Genomic DNA, 16,281 nt, shown 5'->3' with positions numbered 1-16,281 from the left:
GGCCCCCCGGATCCCGGCCTTGTGGAGAGCACGGATGGCGGCGGCGGAGGTTTCGCGGACCGCGTCGGCGATGCCGATCACCGCGACGGCTCGGCCGTCGACGGCGACGAAGACTGCCGTGCGGCCGCCGGAGGCGATCTCGTCGCGCCGCGCCCCGAGGTCGCCGATCGTGATGCGCTCCGATTCCATGAGGCGTCGGTTGCCGATGGCGACCTTGTGGCCGTCGACCTCGGCTAGGGCGCCGATGCCGGTGACGTTGCGGAAGCCGGTCGCACGTAGCCGCGGCACATCGGTGGCGTCGACGTACCGTACGACGGCTTGGGCGAGCGGATGTTCGGACTCGCGTTCGAGTGCGCCGGCGAGGGCCAGCGCCCGGTTTTGATCGAAGTCGCCGACTACTACCTCGGTGACCTCGGGCTCCCCCTTGGTCAGCGTGCCGGTCTTGTCGAACACGACGGTGTCGATGCGCGCAGAGGACTCGATCGCGGTGGCGTTCTTGAACAGGATCCCGCGCTTCGCCCCGAGACCGGAGCCCACCATGATCGCTGTCGGCGTGGCCAGACCGAGGGCGTCGGGGCAGGTGATGACGACAACGGTGATGGCGAACAGCAGCGCGGTCTGCACGCTCGCGCCGGCCGCGAGCCAGACCAGGAAGGTTCCGACTCCTCCGACCAGGGCGACCAGGACCAGCCAGAACGCGGCTTTGTCGGCAAGCCGCTGTCCGGGGGCCTTGGAGTTCTGGGCCTGCTGCACGAGGGCGACGATCTGGGCCAGGGCGGTGTCGGCACCCACCTTGGTCGCGCGTACCCGCAGAGTGCCGCTGGCGTTGACGGTGGCGCCGATGACCTGGTCGCCGGGTGCCTTGTGCACCGGGAGGCTCTCGCCGGTGACCATGGACTCGTCGACTTCGGACTCGCCCTCTTCGACGGTGCCGTCGGTGGCGATCTTCGCCCCGGGCCGTACGAGGAGCAGGTCGTCGACCTGGACCTCGGAGGTGGGCAGCTCGACGGGTTCGCCCTCGCGGAGCACGGTGGCCATCGGCGGGGCCAGGTCCAGCAAGGTGCGGATGGCGTCGTTGGCGCCGCCTCGGGCCCGCATCTCGAACCAGTGGCCGAGCAGCACGAATGCGGTGAGCATGACCGCGGCCTCGTAGAAGACCTCTCCGCCGCCGGTGAGGGTGACCCCGAGGGAGTAGAGCCAGCCGGCGCCGACTGCTACGGCTACCAGCACCATCATGTCCAGGGTCCTGGCGCGAAGTGCCCGCCAGGCACCGTCGAAGAAGATCCAGGCGGAGTAGAAGATGACCGGCAGCGACAGGATCAGGGTGAGGATGTCGTCGCGCATCCCGAACGGGGCGGCCGCGTCGAAGCCGAGCATGTCGCGCCCCATCGGGGAGTAGAGCGAGATGGGTACGGCGAGCAGCAGGGCGACCAGGAATCGGTTGCGCATGTCGCGGACCATGTCGGCCATCGACATTGAGCCGTGTCCGCCGTGGCCCATCGCGTCGTGGGGTGATGAGACCGGTGAAGCCTGACCGGTGTGGCCGCTGTGCGCGTCGTGGCCACCATGCGCGACCTGCTGAGCGTGGCCGGCGTGGTGGGCATGACCTGGTTCGAGCATCGGGTCGCACACGTGGCTGGGGACGGACTGCCCGGCGCAGTGGAAGCCGCACTCCCGGACCCAGTCCCGCAGCTCGCTGATGCTGGTGCGTTGCGGGTCGTAGGTGACGGTGGCGGTCTGGGCGACCGGGTTGGCGTCGACGGTGAGCACGCCGGGCTGGCGTGAGAGCACGGCCTCGGCGACGTTCTTGCTGGTCGCCCACTGAACCCCGGACACCTCGAGGACGGCGGTCGCGCCGTCGTCACGCCGCGCGTCGTGGCCGTGGTCGTGGTCGCCGGTGTGGTGTAGGTGCGTGGTCATCGTCGTGCCTCCACCTTGGGAAGGTTGGTCTTGGTCGGGTCGGAGTGCGGGGTCTCGGTTGATTGCGTGGAGACGGCCTGGAACCGGCGCAGCCGCAGGCTGTTGGACACCACGAACACCGAGGAGAACGCCATCGCGGCCCCGGCGATGAGAGGGTTGAGCAGGCCGAGAGCGGCCAAAGGCAGGGCTGCGACGTTGTAGGCGAAGGCCCAGAACAGGTTGCCCTTGATGGTGCCCAGGGTGCGGCGGGAGAGCCGGATCGCGTCGACGGCGGCGCGGAGGTCGCCGCGGACCAGCGTGAGGTCGGAGGCCTCGATCGCGACGTCGGTGCCGGTGCCCATGGCGATACCCAAGTCGGAGGTCGCCAGTGCGGCGGCGTCGTTGACGCCGTCCCCGACCATCGCCACCGTCCGGCCCTCACGCTGGAGACGTTCGACGACGGCGACCTTGTCGGCCGGGAGGACCTCGGCGATGACCTCGTCGATGCCTATCTGGGCGGCAACCGCCCGGGCGGCGCGTTCGTTGTCTCCGGTGAGCAGCACGGGCCTCAATCCGAGCTCCTTGAGCTCGGCGACGGCTTGGGCGCTGGTGGGCTTGATGGCGTCGGAGACCACGACGACACCACGGGCCACGCCGTCCCAGCCGGCAGCGATCACAGTCTGGCCTTGCCGCTCGGCGTCATCGACCACGTGTGCCAGGCGCGGGTCGAGGGGCTGGCTCCACTCCTGGGCGAGCCAGCCGGGCCTACCCGCCACGACCGCATGGCCCTCGACCACCCCCGCGACGCCGAGTCCCTGGGTCGAGGTGAAGTCCTGGACGTCGGGCAGCTGCGCGTCGAGTCGTTGGCTGGCGCCGGTGGCGATGGCCTGGCCGATGGGGTGTTCAGAGGCGTTCTCGAGGGCGCCGACCAGCCGGAGCAGGTCGTCGGTGTCGACACCGTCGGCGGGCTCGGCGGCGATCAGCTCCATGCGCCCGGTGGTCACGGTGCCGGTCTTGTCCAGGACGATGGTGTCGACGATCCGGGTGGACTCGAGCACCTCGGGGCCCTTGATGAGCACGCCGAGCTGGGCGCCGCGGCCGGTGCCGACGAGCAGGGCGGTGGGTGTGGCCAGCCCGAGGGCGCAGGGGCAGGCGATGATCAGGACCGCCACTGCGGCGGTGAACGCCGCGGTGACGCTGTGGCCGGTCAGCAGCCAACCGGCGAGTGTGGCCAGTGAGAGGGCGATCACGATGGGAACGAAGACCGCCGACACCCGGTCTGCGAGGCGCTGGACCTGAGCCTTCCCGTTCTGGGCATCCTCGACCAGCCGTGCCATCTGGGCCAGCTGGGTGTCGGCTCCGACGCGGGTGGCCCGGACCACCAGCCGGCCGCCGGCGTTCACGGTCGCGCCCACGACGACATCGCCAGGGCCCACCTCGACCGGGACTGGTTCTCCGGTGAGCATGGAGGCGTCGACGGCCGACGTGCCGTCCTCGACGACGCCGTCGGTGGCGATCTTCTCGCCGGGGCGCACGAGGAACCGGTCCCCGACCGCCAGCTGGGTCACCGGCACGCGCACTTCTGCGCCGTCGCGGAGTACGGCGACGTCCTTGGCGCCCATGTCGAGCAGGGCGCGCAGCGCGGCACCGGACTGGCGCTTGGCACGGGCCTCGAAGTAGCGACCGGCGATGATGAAGGTGGTGACCGCGGCCGCGACCTCGAGGTAGATGTGGACATCCGCCTCGCCGTCGGGGAAGAGGTCGAACGGCATCCGCATCCCGGTCATTCCGGCGTGGGTGAACAGCAGGGCCCACAGCGACCAGAGCCAGGCTGCGGTGACTCCGACGGAGATCAGGGTGTCCATGGTCGCAGCGCCGTGGCGGGCGTTGGTCACCGCGGCGCGGTGGAACGGCCAGGCGCCCCAGACCACGACGGGTGAGGCAAGGGTCAGGGAGATCCACTGCCAGTTGTCGAACTGCAGCGCAGGGATCATCGACATGGCCAGGACCGGAGCGGTGAGCACGGCGGAGACGATCAGGCGCTGCCGCCAGCTCGCGGCCTCGCGATCCCGGGCGTCCGATTCGGGCTCGGCCGTGGTGTGTTCATCGCCGGTCACCGGGGCGGGCACGGCGGCGGTGTAGCCGGTGGCTTCGACCACGGTGACGAGATCGGAGGGGGTGAGCGTCGTCGGGTAGCTGACCTTGGCCTTCTCGGTGGCGTAGTTGACCGTGGCGGTGACGCCGTCGAGCTTGTTCAGCTTCTTCTCGATACGGGCGGCGCAGGAGGCACAGGTCATCCCGCCGATGGCGAGCTCGACGTCGTTGAGGGCACCGGGCGTGCTGGCCTGGAGTGTCATGACTGTGCCTCCTGCAAGGGACGGTAGTTCGGTGTGGGAGTTGGGGCTCAGGCGAGCTGGTAGTCGCCGGCCTCGTCGAGGGCTGCGGACACCTGGGACTGGTCGAGGGGATGGGCGCTGGTGACCGTGACCGAGGAGGTGCCGCCGGCGACGAGGTCGACGGTGACGTCGGTGACCCCATCGAGGCTCGTGAGCTCGCTGCTGACGGCGCTGGCGCAGTGACCGCAGGTCATGCCGGTGACGGCGTAGGTGTTGGTAGTCATCTGGTTTCCCTTCGTTGCGGTGGTGGCGGTCGATTCAGTGTTGGTGCCCGTGGAACTTCTGGTCTCGGTGGTGGATCCGCAGCCGCATCCTCCGCAGCCGCACCCACCGCCGTCTGCGGAGGTGTCGAGCAGCTGGAGGTCGGGGCTGGTCTTGGTCGTGGGCATCGGTACTCCTTCGTTGGACGGGTCGATCACGAGCGGACAAGTCGTCGGATCGCTGCGGAGGCCTCGTTGAGCTTCTGCTGGGCCTCGGCAGGGTCAGCGGCGTGCGTCAAACAGTGCTCGAGGTGCTGGTCGAGGAGAACCAGCGCGACACCCTCGAGGGCCTTGGTCGCGGCCGAGACCTGGGTGAGGATGTCGATGCAGTACTGCTCCTCGTCGACCAGTCGCTGCAGGCCGCGGATCTGGCCCTCGATGCGGCGCAGCCTCGTCAGGACTGCCTGCTTCTCGGTGATGTAGCCCGGTTCGACAGACATCCCGACCTCCTCGCGCATGTACCCAATGGGGGTATTTCTGTCACTCCGGACTATACCCCGGAGGGGTACGTATGCAAGGTTGTCGGACAGACCTTCATGGAACCTTCATCAGGCAGGGCCTGCCTTCGAGGTCAGGCGCCGAGCTTGCTGCGGACCTGGTCGAGCAAGTCCTGAGGAGCCAGCCACATGGAGGGGTACTCGCCGTACCAGCGTTGCTGACCCTGCTTGTCGATGAGCACGAAGCTGTGGCCGGGCAGGCCGGCGTGCATCCCCTTGCCGAGGGTGCCGTAGGTCTCGGACACTGTGCCGTCGTCGAGCAGGAAGGGCGTGGTGACCCCGTTGGCCGCCATGTCGGCGGTGATCTGCTCACGGGTGTTCATGACGATAGGCAGCACGGTGACGTCCTCCTGTGCCAAGGCGTCGGCCTGCTTCTCGATCTCGCCCATCTGGACGATGCAGGACTGGCAGCCGGCGCCCTCGGAGAAGTACAGGAGCACGTTCTCGCCGCGGTGTTGGGCCAGGGTGTGTGGGTTTCCGGCGGTGTCGGTGAGGGTGAAGTCGGGGGCGGTGCGGATCGCGTCGGAGGACTCGGGGCGCGAGGTGAGCATCATGACCGTGACCACGGCGACCAGAGCCAGTGCTCCAACCGCACCGATGATGATGCGCAGACGGCGGCGACGACCGGATGCTCGCGCAGCCTGTTCGGCGCGCAGGCGGCGGTCATTGCGCGATTCCTCGGCGGCCTTGTGTGACATGACTATTCCTCCAGCATCCTGTTCAGCGGTGGTGTTCGGGGTGAGCGTCTGCCGCCGGGGCGTGGCAGGCGAGATGTTCGTCGGGCTCCGTGCCGGACGAGCGGTCCGGGCGGTGTCGGTCACGCAGAGTGGCAATGACGAACACTGCGGCGAGGGCCAGCACCGCGAGTCCGAGCACCGGCTCCGGGACCGGGTCGGCCCACGTCTCGATGCGGCCGAAGACCTCCGACAGTCCCTTGCCGATGGAGACCTGGAACCCCGGACCGCCGGTCATCTGGCCGGTGTTGGCCAGGTAGATGACGAAGCCGCCCATGACCGTGAACGCGACGGCGACCGCGAGGTTGATGGTGTTGGTGGCCAGCACCTTGCCGGCCACCCGCAGCCGGACCGGCTTGGCCCGCAGCATGCGCCGCTCCCCGAGCCGGAAGCGGTCCCAGAGAAGGGCCATCACGAACAGCGGGAACACCATGCCGAAGGTGTAGGCCAGTCCCAGCGTCACTCCGCCGGTGGCGGAGCCCGACAAGGCAGACAGGGTCATCACACCGGCGAGGACCGGCGCGCAGCAGGAGCTGGCGATCCCGGAGAAGACTCCGAGGGCGAAGAAGCTTGCGGAGTCCCCGCGGGCGGTGTCGGGGGCGCGCAGGAACGACGGCAGGCTGAGCATCCGGCCGGACAGGCTGAGTCCCGCCAACGCGAGCATCAGCGCTCCGCCGGCGTAGTACAGCGGTGCGTGGTAGTTCGCGATGGTGGAGGCGACCAGGCTCATACCGAGCGTGATCGGTACGAGCACGAGCGCGAGGCCGGCGGCGAACACGAAGGTGAGCGGGAGCAACCGCCAGCGGCGGTTCTTCACCGCTACCGCGAGGTAGGACGGGGCGAGGAAGACGATGCAGCACGGTGCGAACAGGGCGACGCCTCCGGCGAAGAAGGCGGCGAGCACCGAGCCCGTGGTCAGCAGGTCACCCATGGTGGGCCTCCGTCGCCGCACCGGCGGTGTTCGGTGCGTCGCCGTACCTGCTCTTGAGGAGCTTCTCGAGCTTGCGTCGTGGTAGGCGTCCGCTGCTGAAGAAGGTGTCGTCGAGGAGGACCAGTGGGCTCATCGGCGCGCGGTGGCGTGCCATCAACGCCTGTCCCACCTCGCTGCGCACATCCAGGGTGTCGAGCGCGAGAGGGTAGCTGGCTGCGAGTGCCGTGAGCGCCTGGTGCGCGTCCTCGCAGAAGTGGCAGGCCTCGCTGTGCACGACGGTGATCCGGACCGGCTCGGATGCCGGCGTGGGTGATGACATGGCTTCCCCTCAGGCGCGCTGGTTCGACATGGCCCAGCGTCGACGGGGTGCTCGGGGAAAAGCGGCGAGGTTGTGTGAAGGTTCGCTGAAGATGCCCATCGGTTGGTCCCGGATGTCCGGGCCCGAAGGCCCTACCGGAGAACGGGTAGCCGCACCGTGAACGTGGCACCGAGCCCGGGCCCGGCGCTGGTCACCGAGATCCCACCGCCATGTGCCTCGACGAGGGCGCGAGCGATGGCCAGCCCGATGCCCGAGCCGCCATGGCCACGGTCGCGGGCGGTGTCGACACGGTAGAACCGGTCGAACAGGTGCGGCAGGTGCTCCGCCGTCACCCCCTGGCCGGTGTCGACGACGCGGTACTCCACCCAGTGGTCGATCCGGCGGCAGCCCAAGGTCACCGTCCCGCCCGCGGGAGTGTGGCGCAGGGCGTTGTCGAGAAGGTTGCCGAGCACCTGTCCGAACCGGTCGACGTCGACGCGGACCTGGCCGACATCGGCGAGCTCCGTGCGCAGGTCTACCCCCTTGGCGGCGTACCGGTCCCGAGCGATCGCGGCCGCCGCAGCAGCCACGTCAGCGGCGACCACCGGCCGCAGCGTGACGTCGAGCCCCTCCTCCGCCCGGGAGACCGCTGTCATGTCCTCGGCGAGGCGGCGCAGACGGCCTGTCGAGCCGCGGATGACGCCCAGGGTGTCATCGTCCAAGGCTCGGACGCCGTCCTCGACGGCCTCGAGGTGGGCGTCGATCGTGGCCAGGGGCGTGCGCATCTCGTGGGCCAGGTCGGCCAGCATGCTGCGCCGGGTCGACTCGGTCGCCTCGAGCCTTTCCGCGAGGCGGTTGTAGGTCAGTGCAAGTGAGGCGAACTCGCCGCCCAGACCCGGGTCGGGCACCCGGGCGTCGTAGCGTCCGGCCGCGATCTGCTGTGCCGCGGCGGCCACGTCGCCGATCGACCGCTGCACCCGGCGGCTGAAGTACCACGAGACCGCCAGCGCCGCGAGGACCGAGGCGAGCAGCGCCAGAGAGACCGAAAGGACCAGCGCCGAGGCGAAGGCCTCCTCGACGTGACGGGTCTCCTCGGCGGTGTGGGTGTCGCCGGCCTGCTGGAGGTGGTCGCTGAAGATGCTGGGACCGACAACGGAGGCCACCAGCCAGGTCGTCAGCGCACCGGCCACCAGCACCAAGGCCTGAGCGACCAGGAGCCGAGCGGCGAACCGTGGCCGGGCACGGTTCGTGTCCGCCGCGAGCGCGGGGCTCGTCACTGCCCTGTGCCCATCCGGTAGCCGACGCCACGGACGGTCCGGATGTATCGGGCCCGGGTGGCGTCGTCGTCCAGTTTGCGGCGCAGGTGGCCGACGTGGACGTCGACCAGGTGCTCGTCACCGACCCACGTCGGCCCCCAGACGGCGTCGATGAGCTGGCGCCGACTGAAGGCCATCCGCGGCCGCTCGGACAGGGCGGCGAGGAGGTCGAACTCGGTGCGCGTCAGCGCCACTGGTTCCCCCTCGAGCCATACGTCGCGTCCCAACGGATCGATGACCAGGGCACCGAAGGTGCGGGCGCCTTCCAAGTCATCGGACGAGGTTCCCAGGGGACGGGGCCTGCGGAGCATGGCTTGGATCCGAGCCATCAGGATCCGGGGGCTGAACGGCTTGGTCAGGTAGTCATCAGCCCCCACCGAGAGCCCGATGAGCGTGTCGACCTCCTCGCTGCGTGCGGTCAGCATCACCACGTAGGCATCAGAGAAGGTGCGCAGCTGCCGACAGACCTCCACCCCGTCCAGGCTGGGCAGGCCCAGGTCCAGCACCACCACGTCCGGGTCGACGGCGCGGGCGGCCTCCACCGCCTCGAGCCCGTCATGAACCACCGCGACCTCGAAGCCGTCGCGTTCGAGGTAGCTGCCGATGAGTCCGGCCAGTTGCGTCTCGTCCTCGACCACCATCGCCCGGAGACCGGTTCGGGGGCGGCCACCCGCAGTCCTCGCTGCCGGTGAGCCGGCCTTCTCGTTCATGACGTCCTCGCCCATACCCGCCATGGTGGCAGTCCGCTGCCCGGCCAGCCGTAGGTCAGCACCGGCGAGGGCAGGTTCTTCAGCGAACCTTCACATGAACGCGACCGGGACACAGTGGTGCCCGGGCAATCGTGGAAGTCACCAAGCCAAGCGAAGGAGCTGAGGACGATGATGGGCTGGTATCACGACGGCATGGGTTGGGGCGGTTGGATCGTCATGACCGTGGCCATGGTCGCGTTCTGGGCGCTGGTGGTCTATGCCGTCCTCGCCCTGTTCCGCACGCAGCGCTCCGGTGAGTCCACCTCGGACCGCCGCGACCCGATGCAGATCCTCGACGAGCGGTTCGCCCGAGGCGAGATCGACGAAGACGAGTACCACGCCCGCAGCAGTGTGCTGCGCGCCTCGGTGCACTAGCCGCTCGCCCCTTCCGCTTCGCGCATCTCGGCCCCGCCGAACCTGAGTCAGGAGCCCAACTTGTCCGACATCACCCGTCGCGCCGTCCTTCGCGGGGCCGCCGGACTCGCAGGTGTGGCCGCCCTCGGAGGTCTTGCCTCCTGCAGCCGGACCACTAGCACCACGGTCGGCCCACTCGCCGACGCAGTGGCCGCGGCGGAGGCGGCACGCCGTAAGCCGGGAGGCCGGCTGGTCACCGCCCGACTCACCGCCCAGCCGGTCACCCTCGACCTTGGCGGCCGGAGCGTGAGCACGTGGGCCTACGGCGACACCTCACCAGGGCCGCTGCTCCGCGTCGACGCCGGCGACGTGCTCCGCGTCGATGTCGACAACCAGCTCCCAGTCGCCACCAGCGTGCACTGGCACGGCCTCGCACTGCGCAACGACATGGACGGCGTCCCCGGCCTGACACAGGACCCGATCCCCACCGGAGGGACCTTCCGCTACGAGTTCGCCGCCCCTCACCCGGGCACGTACTTCTACCACCCGCACTCGGGAGTCCAGCTGGACCGTGGCCTGTACGGCGTCTTGATCGTCGACGACCCGGACGAGTCGGGACGGTACGACGTCGAGTGGATCGTGGTCCTAGACGACTGGGTCGACGGGACCGGTCGTACTCCGGACCGGGTCCTCGCTGACCTCCAGCAAGCCGGCGGCGATGGCTCCATGAGCGACATGCATGACATGGAGGGTATGGAGGGGATGGACCACGGCTCGATGGGCGGGTCGATGGGTGGGATGCACGGCATCGAAGGCATGCAGTCCCCGCTCCTGGGCGGCGCCGGAGACATCGCCTACCCGCACTATTTGCTCAACGGCCGGACTCCTGCGGATCCGGCCACGCTGTCGGCGAAGCCGGGTCAACGCGTTCGGATCCGCTTCGTCAACGCCGGCTCGGACACGGCGTTCCGGGTCGCCGTCGGTGGGCATCGCATGACCGTCACGCACAGCGACGGCTTCCCCGTCGTGCCGATGCCCACCGACGCGCTGCTGATCGGGATGGGCGAGCGCTTCGATGCCACCGTCACCTTGGGCGAGGGTGTGTTCCCGCTGGTCGCCTCGGCCGAGGGCAAACAAGGACGAGCGCTGGCCGTGATCCGGTCCGGCGCCGGTCGCCCACCCACTGGCGATGTCCAGGTCAGCGAGTTGTCGGGCAAGGCACTGCTCGGGACCGGCCTGTCGACGGCCGAGTCGGTCCGTCTGGACCGGCGGTCGGCCGACCGCAGCCACAGCCTGGTTCTTGGCGGCTCCATGGCGCCCTACCGTTGGACCATCAACGGCAAAGCCTTCCCGGACGCCGACCCGTTGCCGTTGACCCGCGGTGAGCGGGTCCGGCTGCGCTTCGTCAACCAGTCGATGATGTTCCACCCCATGCATGTACACGGCCACACCTTCGCCCTGACGAGCGGCGGCGCGCGCAAGGACACCGTCATCGTGCGCCCCATGGCGACCCTCGACGTCGAGTTCGAATCCGATAACCCAGGTCAGTGGGCGACCCACTGCCACAACATCTACCACGCCGAGACCGGCATGATGACCACGCTTTCCTACCAGGCACAGGAGTGACGATGTCCGACCCTCACGCGGCCTCCGGGGAGGTAGCGAACGACCGCCTCGACGAGCCCAGCGCCGACGACACGGCCGACGAAACCCCCCAGCGTCGGGGCCTCCTGGCCACCGTCTGGAGTGCGGTGACCGCCGTGGTCGGCGGCATCATGGGCCTGCTTCCCCACCTGCTGCACCACGTCGGGCTCCTCGGCGGGGCGGTACTGGTGACCGGCGCGACCGGCAACATCCTGTTCGCCGTGCTGGGCCTGGTCCTTTCCCTGCCCCTTCTGCGGCGCCTCTATCGGCGCTTCGGCACCTGGAAGGCACCCACCCTCGCGTTGGCCGTGTTCACGCTGATGTTCTCGCTCTCGGCCTTCGTCATCGGCCCCGCCATCAGCAACGACGACCCGAGCCCAGACCGCGACCGTACCCCGGTGCGAACCCCAGGCCCCGACGAGCACGAGGGCCACCACGACTGACACTCAGCCGATACCGAGGGTACGGCGGAGGCGGCCATGGACACCGCAGTCGCCGTGGTGCAGACCTACCTGCATGTGAGCGGCTACTTGATCTCACAGCCCGGTGGCACATCCGAACACTGGCGCAGCGTTCTTCAGCGAACCTTCACAAGACGGCGCCGCTCACCTTCACTCGCGGGCGAGACCATCGAAGTGGACCTGGAATCAGCGGTCCACCGAAGTTGGAGGAAGTCATGAGTAACCGTTGGAGCATCAACATCACCCCCGCCGAACGCGTCGCTCGCGTCGCCATCGGTAGCCTCGCCGCGATCGCCGGCGTGTTCTTGCTGGGCAGTGCGGCTTCCACCTTGGTGGTCGTCCTCGAGCTGCTGCTGGTGCTGGCCGGCCTCGACCTGGTCGTCACTGGCGCGCTCGGACACTGCCCCCTCTACGGCAGGCTCGGGCACGTGCCCGCATCCCTGAAGGGAAGGACGTCATGAGCACCCCGAACGGCATGGACCGAGAACACCTCCGCGATTCTCAGCCATGGACGTACCCGCAGGAATCCTCGGCCCCCACTGAGGCCCAGCACGCCGAGCAGGAGCCCGGCGGCGGTGCTCACGGGGCGCACGGTGGTCACGGGCTGATGATGATCATCTGCTGCATCCCGATGCTGGCGATCGCAGGCCTGCTCGTCCTCACCGGCGTAGCAGGTTCCGGCATCATCGTCACCGCCCTGCTGTGCACCGCGATGATGGCGGCCATGATGTTCGCCATGCCCGGCGGCGGGCACGGCGGTCACGGCCACAAGTAGGACGAGCGTCGAGCCACGCTCAGTCAAGGATGTGAGCCGACATGAAGGGCCGCAGCGGAGCATCGGTTCCGGTCACGCGCCGGTTTCTCACGACGCGTCCGGTCCGCACCGCTGCCGGAGCCGCCGGGATCGGGCTCGCCCTGATGCTGATGCTGCTGCTGGCCGGACTCTGGGTCGGCGTCCAGGACCGCGTCACCACCTACGACGACCACCTCGGTGCCGACCTGGTCGTGGTGCCCGCCGGAACGCGCAACCTGTTCGCTGACCCCGGCGCTCTGCCCGCACCGGCCGTGGACGCCATCGCCCAGACCCCCGGCGTGACAGGAGCCGCGCCGCTGCGCACCATGTACCAGATCCTGGAGTTGTCCCACGGCAAGGCTGCCGTGGCCGCGGTCGCCTACGAACCCGGCAGCGGCCTCGGCGGTCCGTGGGCCTTCACCGACGGCCGTGCCCCTGAAGCCCCCGACGAGGTGGCCATCGATGCCTTGTGGGCCGAACAACACGACTTCGCCATCGGCGATCGGCTGCCCATCCTCGGACACCCGATGCGGGTGGTCGGCCTCACCGACGACACCGCCCTGTTCATGACCCCGCTGCTGTTCACCACCACGGCCGGGATGGACCAGATGCTGCGAGCTACCGGCACCACGGGAGCGGTGCTGGTCACTACCGCGGAACCCGATGCCGTCGCAGCGCAGTTGCGTGACGAGGGGTACACCGTGCGCACTCCTGCCGAACTGCGTGAGGCATCCCTGCGACTGGCCACCGACATCTACGGATCGCCGGTACGACTCATGGTGGGCGTGGCCTTCGCAGCCGGCACCCTGATCGTCGCGCTGGTGGCCTACACCCGGGTCACCGAACAACAGCGGGACCTGGGCGTCCTCAAGGCCCTCGGCGCCACCCCCGGCCGGCTTCGCCGAATCGCGGTGACCGAGACCGTGGCCTTGACGGTGCTCGGCACACTGGCCGCGATCGTCCTGCTGATCATCACCCGGGAACTCCTCGCCTGGTGGCGACCCGCGTTCCCGGTGCTGCTCACCCCCGGCACCATCGCTCAGACCGCCGCCGCAGCGGCCACGATGGCGCTAGTCGCCGCGTGGCTACCGGCACGCCGACTCAACCGGCTCGACGCAGCTTCCGCATTCCGGAGCGGACGATGACCACCACCACGCACCCGACTCCGCCGCGATCTGATCAGCCACGACGCGCCCTTGCGACGAGAGCCGTGCCCGTGGGGCGCCGCTTCCTGTTCGCCGACCGCCGCCGCGCCACGCTGACCGTCCTCGGCGTGGCCGCGTCCCTGCTCCTGGTCCTCGTCCTCGGCGGCATCTTCGCCGGAGCCGTCGACCGCGTCACCTACTACATCCGCACCTCCCCGGCCGACGTGTTCGTCTCCCAGGAAGGCGTACGCACCATGCACATGTCTGCCTCGTCCCTACCCGCGGACACCCCCGAGCGCGTAGCCGACATACCGGGAGTTGCCTGGGCCGCTCCCATCGCGTTCGCCTCCGGCTCGGTGGCCGGACCACATGGCCGGCAGCTGTCCTACCTCATCGGCTACGACACCCGCACCGGCCGGGGCGGCCCCACAGCCCTGGTGGCCGGCCGAGCACCCGCCGCCGGCGAAGCCATCTTGGACGAGCAGGCAGCCGACCAGCTCGGAGTCCAGCTCGGCGACCAGTTCACGGTCATGGGCACGTCCCTGCGCGCTGTCGGCTTCTCCACCGGCGGCAGCAGCATCACCAACACCACCGTCTTCGTCGAGCTCAGCGAGTTCGCCCGGATCCACGACGACCGCGTTTCGTACGTCCTCACCGGGCTGGACGCAGGCGCCGACCCAGAAGCGGTCACGGACCGGATCGAGGCCGAAGTCGGTGGCGTCACGGCGCAGACCCGCGAGCAGTTCGCCGACTCCGAAGCCCGCATCGTCACCGACATGAGCGCCGACCTGCTCCGGCTGATGTCCTCCATCGGCCTCGTCATCGCGCTCGCCGTCATCGCCCTGGGACTGATGACAGCCACCTTGAACAGGTTGCGGGAGTTCGCCGTCCTTAAGGCCCTCGGCGCCCGCACACCTCGGCTCGCGGCAGCGGTAGCGACGCAGGTGCTGCTCACCGTCGTACTCGCCTCCACAGTCGCCACCACAGCCGCGCTGGCGCTGGCCTGGTTGCTGCCACTCGCTGCGCCAGCGGTCCAGATCTCCATCACCACCGCCGCCGTCGCACAGACCACCACCACAGCGCTCCTGGTCGGCCTCATCGCCGCCCTGTGGCCGCTGCGCCGCATTGCCGCGCTCGACGCGGCAACCGCCTTCCGGGAGACACGATGAATACCAACAACGCCCCCACCACCCCCGGTACCGCCCCGGTCCCCGATCCGGTGCTTCCGTCGTCTGGCGACAACAGGCCCCACGGTGAATCGACCAGGCCCGGGGTGCTGACCGTTCGAGGGCTCACGAAGACGTACGGGTCAGGCGACACGGCCGTGGATGCCGTGCGAGCGGTCGACCTCGACCTCGCCGCCGGCGAGGTGCTCCTCGTGATGGGACCGTCCGGATCGGGCAAGACCACCCTGCTGCTGATGCTCGGCGCACTGCTGCGTCCGAGCGCAGGCTCCATCACCGTAACCAGCCGTGACGGCGTCGACGTGGACGTCGCCGCGGCGCGCGAGAAAAGGCTTCCCTCGCTGCGGTCGCGCACCTTCGGGTTCATCTTCCAGGACTACGCCCTGCTCGACGCACTCACCGCCACCGAGAACATCGCAGTTGCCGCCAATCTCGCCGGCACCACTGGTCCAGCTGCACACGAGCGCGCCCGCGAGCTGCTCGAGCGCGTCGGCCTTGCCCACCGGGCAGCGGCGCGGCCCTCCCAGATGTCCGGCGGCGAACAACAACGCGTCGCCGTCGCACGCGCGCTCGCCAACGACCCACCCGTTCTGCTCGCGGACGAACCCACCGCCAACCTCGACGCATCCCGAGGTCGAGACCTCGCCCGGCTGCTGCGCCAGCTCGCCGACGAGGACGGCCGCTCGATCGTCATCGTCAGCCACGACGATCGACTCCGGGAGATCGCCGACCGCGTGCTCTGGCTGGAGGACGGGCAATTCCAGCCCGTCGCCGCACTCGCCGTCGATCCCGTCTGCCGCATGCAGGTCGAGCCGAACGGACCCCACGCAAGCTGGCACGGCGAGCAGTGGTGGTTCTGCTCGGACGCCTGCCGACGGGAATTTGTCACCCAGCCCGAGCGATTCACCCCACGGCTGGCCTCCAACTAGGCAGTGCTGCCGCAGGGCCGGCAGTCGTCGTCAGTTGACTTGCGCCCGGAACCGGAACGCGTCCCGTCGGGTGTCGGTCTCGGCATGACCGAAGCCGCCAACTTCCAGCCGTGCCGGTAATGCTTCCGGGTCGACCAAGGTGCAGGTGTCGCCGATGTGCGCCAGCGCGAAGAGGGGACCCCAGCGGCTGTCCGAGCCCGCAAACAGGCCATTCGGGCGCAAGACCCGGGCAGCCTCGGCGTACAGGCGCTCCTGCGCCGCGAACGAGGCAAGATGATGCAACATCGTGAAGCAGACCACCGCGTCGAACGACCCGGACTCGAAGGGGAGCGCCGTCGCGTCACCACGTTGCACGACCACCCCGGGATGTCTTCGCGCGAGCGCCGAGGCATCAGCTTCGTCGTACTCCACGCACGTCAACGAGCCCACCCGCGGCACCAGCCAGTCTGTAGTCAGCCCGGGACCCGGCCCCAGCTCCAGAACGGCCGACCGCTCGAGGGAGATGCCGTCCAACGCCCATGGCAGCAGTGCCCTCACGTGGGCGCGCCAGATCCGGGATCGGCAGTAGACGCGATGGATCAGGTTCACCGTCGAGTCCTTCCTTCATGCACGCGGGCGGTCTCCCACCTCGATCTGACTATGCGGCTCGACCCCTGTCCAGTCACGTGATCGGCCTTCATCGGTCCTTCAT

General features: G+C 69.3%; 18 protein-coding genes. 8 read left to right on the top strand and 10 right to left on the bottom strand.

Going from position 1 to position 16,281, the window contains the following annotated elements; all coding sequences use genetic code 11:
* The 9 genes from H0488_RS06225 to H0488_RS06185 form a co-directional block, all read right to left on the bottom strand.
* Nucleotides 1-1,920: heavy metal translocating P-type ATPase (locus H0488_RS06225; protein WP_183098413.1), on the bottom strand; the 1,920-nt coding region annotated here is incomplete at its 3' end.
* Entirely contained in the window at nt 1,917-4,256 is a 2,340-nt protein-coding gene (locus tag H0488_RS06220; protein ID WP_183098412.1) for a heavy metal translocating P-type ATPase, read from the bottom strand. The genes H0488_RS06225 and H0488_RS06220, both read right to left, overlap by 4 nt.
* Before the next feature lie 47 nt (nt 4,257-4,303).
* Nucleotides 4,304-4,519 (bottom strand): heavy-metal-associated domain-containing protein, encoded by a 216-nt coding sequence (locus tag H0488_RS06215; RefSeq protein ID WP_183098411.1) that lies wholly within the window; start codon nt 4,517-4,519, stop codon nt 4,304-4,306.
* A gap of 191 nt (nt 4,520-4,710) precedes the next feature.
* The gene (locus tag H0488_RS06210; protein WP_183098410.1) at nt 4,711-4,995 is read right to left on the bottom strand and encodes a metal-sensitive transcriptional regulator; all 285 of its coding nucleotides are present in this window, start codon (nt 4,993-4,995) and stop codon (nt 4,711-4,713) included.
* A 131-nt stretch (nt 4,996-5,126) separates the two neighbouring features.
* Nucleotides 5,127-5,750 carry a peroxiredoxin family protein gene (locus tag H0488_RS06205; RefSeq protein WP_183098409.1) on the bottom strand — a complete coding sequence of 208 codons (624 nt, stop codon included), beginning with the start codon at nt 5,748-5,750 and terminating at the stop codon, nt 5,127-5,129.
* A 22-nt stretch (nt 5,751-5,772) separates the two neighbouring features.
* Nucleotides 5,773-6,717 carry a cytochrome c biogenesis CcdA family protein gene (locus H0488_RS06200; protein WP_183098408.1) on the bottom strand — a complete coding sequence of 315 codons (945 nt, stop codon included), beginning with the start codon at nt 6,715-6,717 and terminating at the stop codon, nt 5,773-5,775.
* Nucleotides 6,710-7,036 carry a glutaredoxin gene (locus H0488_RS06195; RefSeq protein WP_183098407.1) on the bottom strand — a complete coding sequence of 109 codons (327 nt, stop codon included), beginning with the start codon at nt 7,034-7,036 and terminating at the stop codon, nt 6,710-6,712. Before H0488_RS06195 ends, H0488_RS06200 begins: the two co-directional genes overlap by 8 nt.
* 131 nt (nt 7,037-7,167) lie before the next feature.
* A complete protein-coding gene (locus H0488_RS06190) occupies nt 7,168-8,292 on the bottom strand; it encodes a sensor histidine kinase (protein WP_312856233.1) in 1,125 nt (374 codons plus the stop codon).
* Complete coding sequence (locus H0488_RS06185; RefSeq protein WP_446685604.1) at nt 8,289-9,056, bottom strand: response regulator; 768 nt, start codon at nt 9,054-9,056, stop codon at nt 8,289-8,291. The genes H0488_RS06190 and H0488_RS06185 overlap by 4 nt, the downstream gene beginning before the upstream one ends.
* Before the next feature lie 153 nt (nt 9,057-9,209).
* Between H0488_RS06185 and H0488_RS06180 the strand changes: the two genes are divergently transcribed.
* From H0488_RS06180 to H0488_RS06145, 8 genes are all read left to right on the top strand, one after another.
* Nucleotides 9,210-9,455, top strand: coding sequence for an SHOCT domain-containing protein (locus tag H0488_RS06180; protein WP_220794251.1), 246 nt, complete (start codon nt 9,210-9,212; stop codon nt 9,453-9,455).
* Between the two features lie 60 nt (nt 9,456-9,515).
* A complete protein-coding gene (locus H0488_RS06175; RefSeq protein ID WP_183098406.1) occupies nt 9,516-11,060 on the top strand; it encodes a multicopper oxidase family protein in 1,545 nt (514 codons plus the stop codon).
* A 2-nt stretch (nt 11,061-11,062) separates the two neighbouring features.
* Entirely contained in the window at nt 11,063-11,521 is a 459-nt protein-coding gene (locus tag H0488_RS23605) for a hypothetical protein (RefSeq protein ID WP_220794250.1), read from the top strand.
* 233 nt (nt 11,522-11,754) lie between these two features.
* Complete coding sequence (locus H0488_RS06165) at nt 11,755-12,000, top strand: YgaP family membrane protein (protein WP_183098405.1); 246 nt, start codon at nt 11,755-11,757, stop codon at nt 11,998-12,000.
* Nucleotides 11,997-12,314 carry a hypothetical protein gene (locus H0488_RS06160; protein WP_183098422.1) on the top strand — a complete coding sequence of 106 codons (318 nt, stop codon included), beginning with the start codon at nt 11,997-11,999 and terminating at the stop codon, nt 12,312-12,314. The genes H0488_RS06165 and H0488_RS06160 overlap by 4 nt, the downstream gene beginning before the upstream one ends.
* 41 nt (nt 12,315-12,355) lie before the next feature.
* Nucleotides 12,356-13,477: an ABC transporter permease gene (locus tag H0488_RS06155; RefSeq protein ID WP_183098404.1), complete on the top strand. Its 1,122-nt coding sequence runs from the start codon at nt 12,356-12,358 to the stop codon at nt 13,475-13,477.
* 71 nt (nt 13,478-13,548) lie between these two features.
* Nucleotides 13,549-14,646: an ABC transporter permease gene (locus tag H0488_RS06150; RefSeq protein WP_312856232.1), complete on the top strand. Its 1,098-nt coding sequence runs from the start codon at nt 13,549-13,551 to the stop codon at nt 14,644-14,646.
* Complete coding sequence (locus H0488_RS06145) at nt 14,643-15,590, top strand: ATP-binding cassette domain-containing protein (RefSeq protein ID WP_183098417.1); 948 nt, start codon at nt 14,643-14,645, stop codon at nt 15,588-15,590. Before H0488_RS06150 ends, H0488_RS06145 begins: the two co-directional genes overlap by 4 nt.
* A gap of 30 nt (nt 15,591-15,620) precedes the next feature.
* On the opposite strand, the gene H0488_RS06140 is transcribed toward H0488_RS06145, so the two are convergent.
* Nucleotides 15,621-16,178, bottom strand: a complete 558-nt coding sequence (locus tag H0488_RS06140; protein ID WP_183098402.1) for a class I SAM-dependent methyltransferase — start codon at nt 16,176-16,178, stop codon at nt 15,621-15,623.
* Between the last annotated feature and the right edge of the window lie 103 nt (nt 16,179-16,281).

This window comes from Nocardioides pelophilus, from assembly GCF_014180685.1.
Classification (GTDB): Bacteria; Actinomycetota; Actinomycetes; order Propionibacteriales; family Nocardioidaceae; genus Nocardioides; species Nocardioides pelophilus.
The sequence above is the reverse complement of the archived record's forward strand: the minus strand, read 5'-3'. Positions and strand labels throughout refer to the sequence as shown.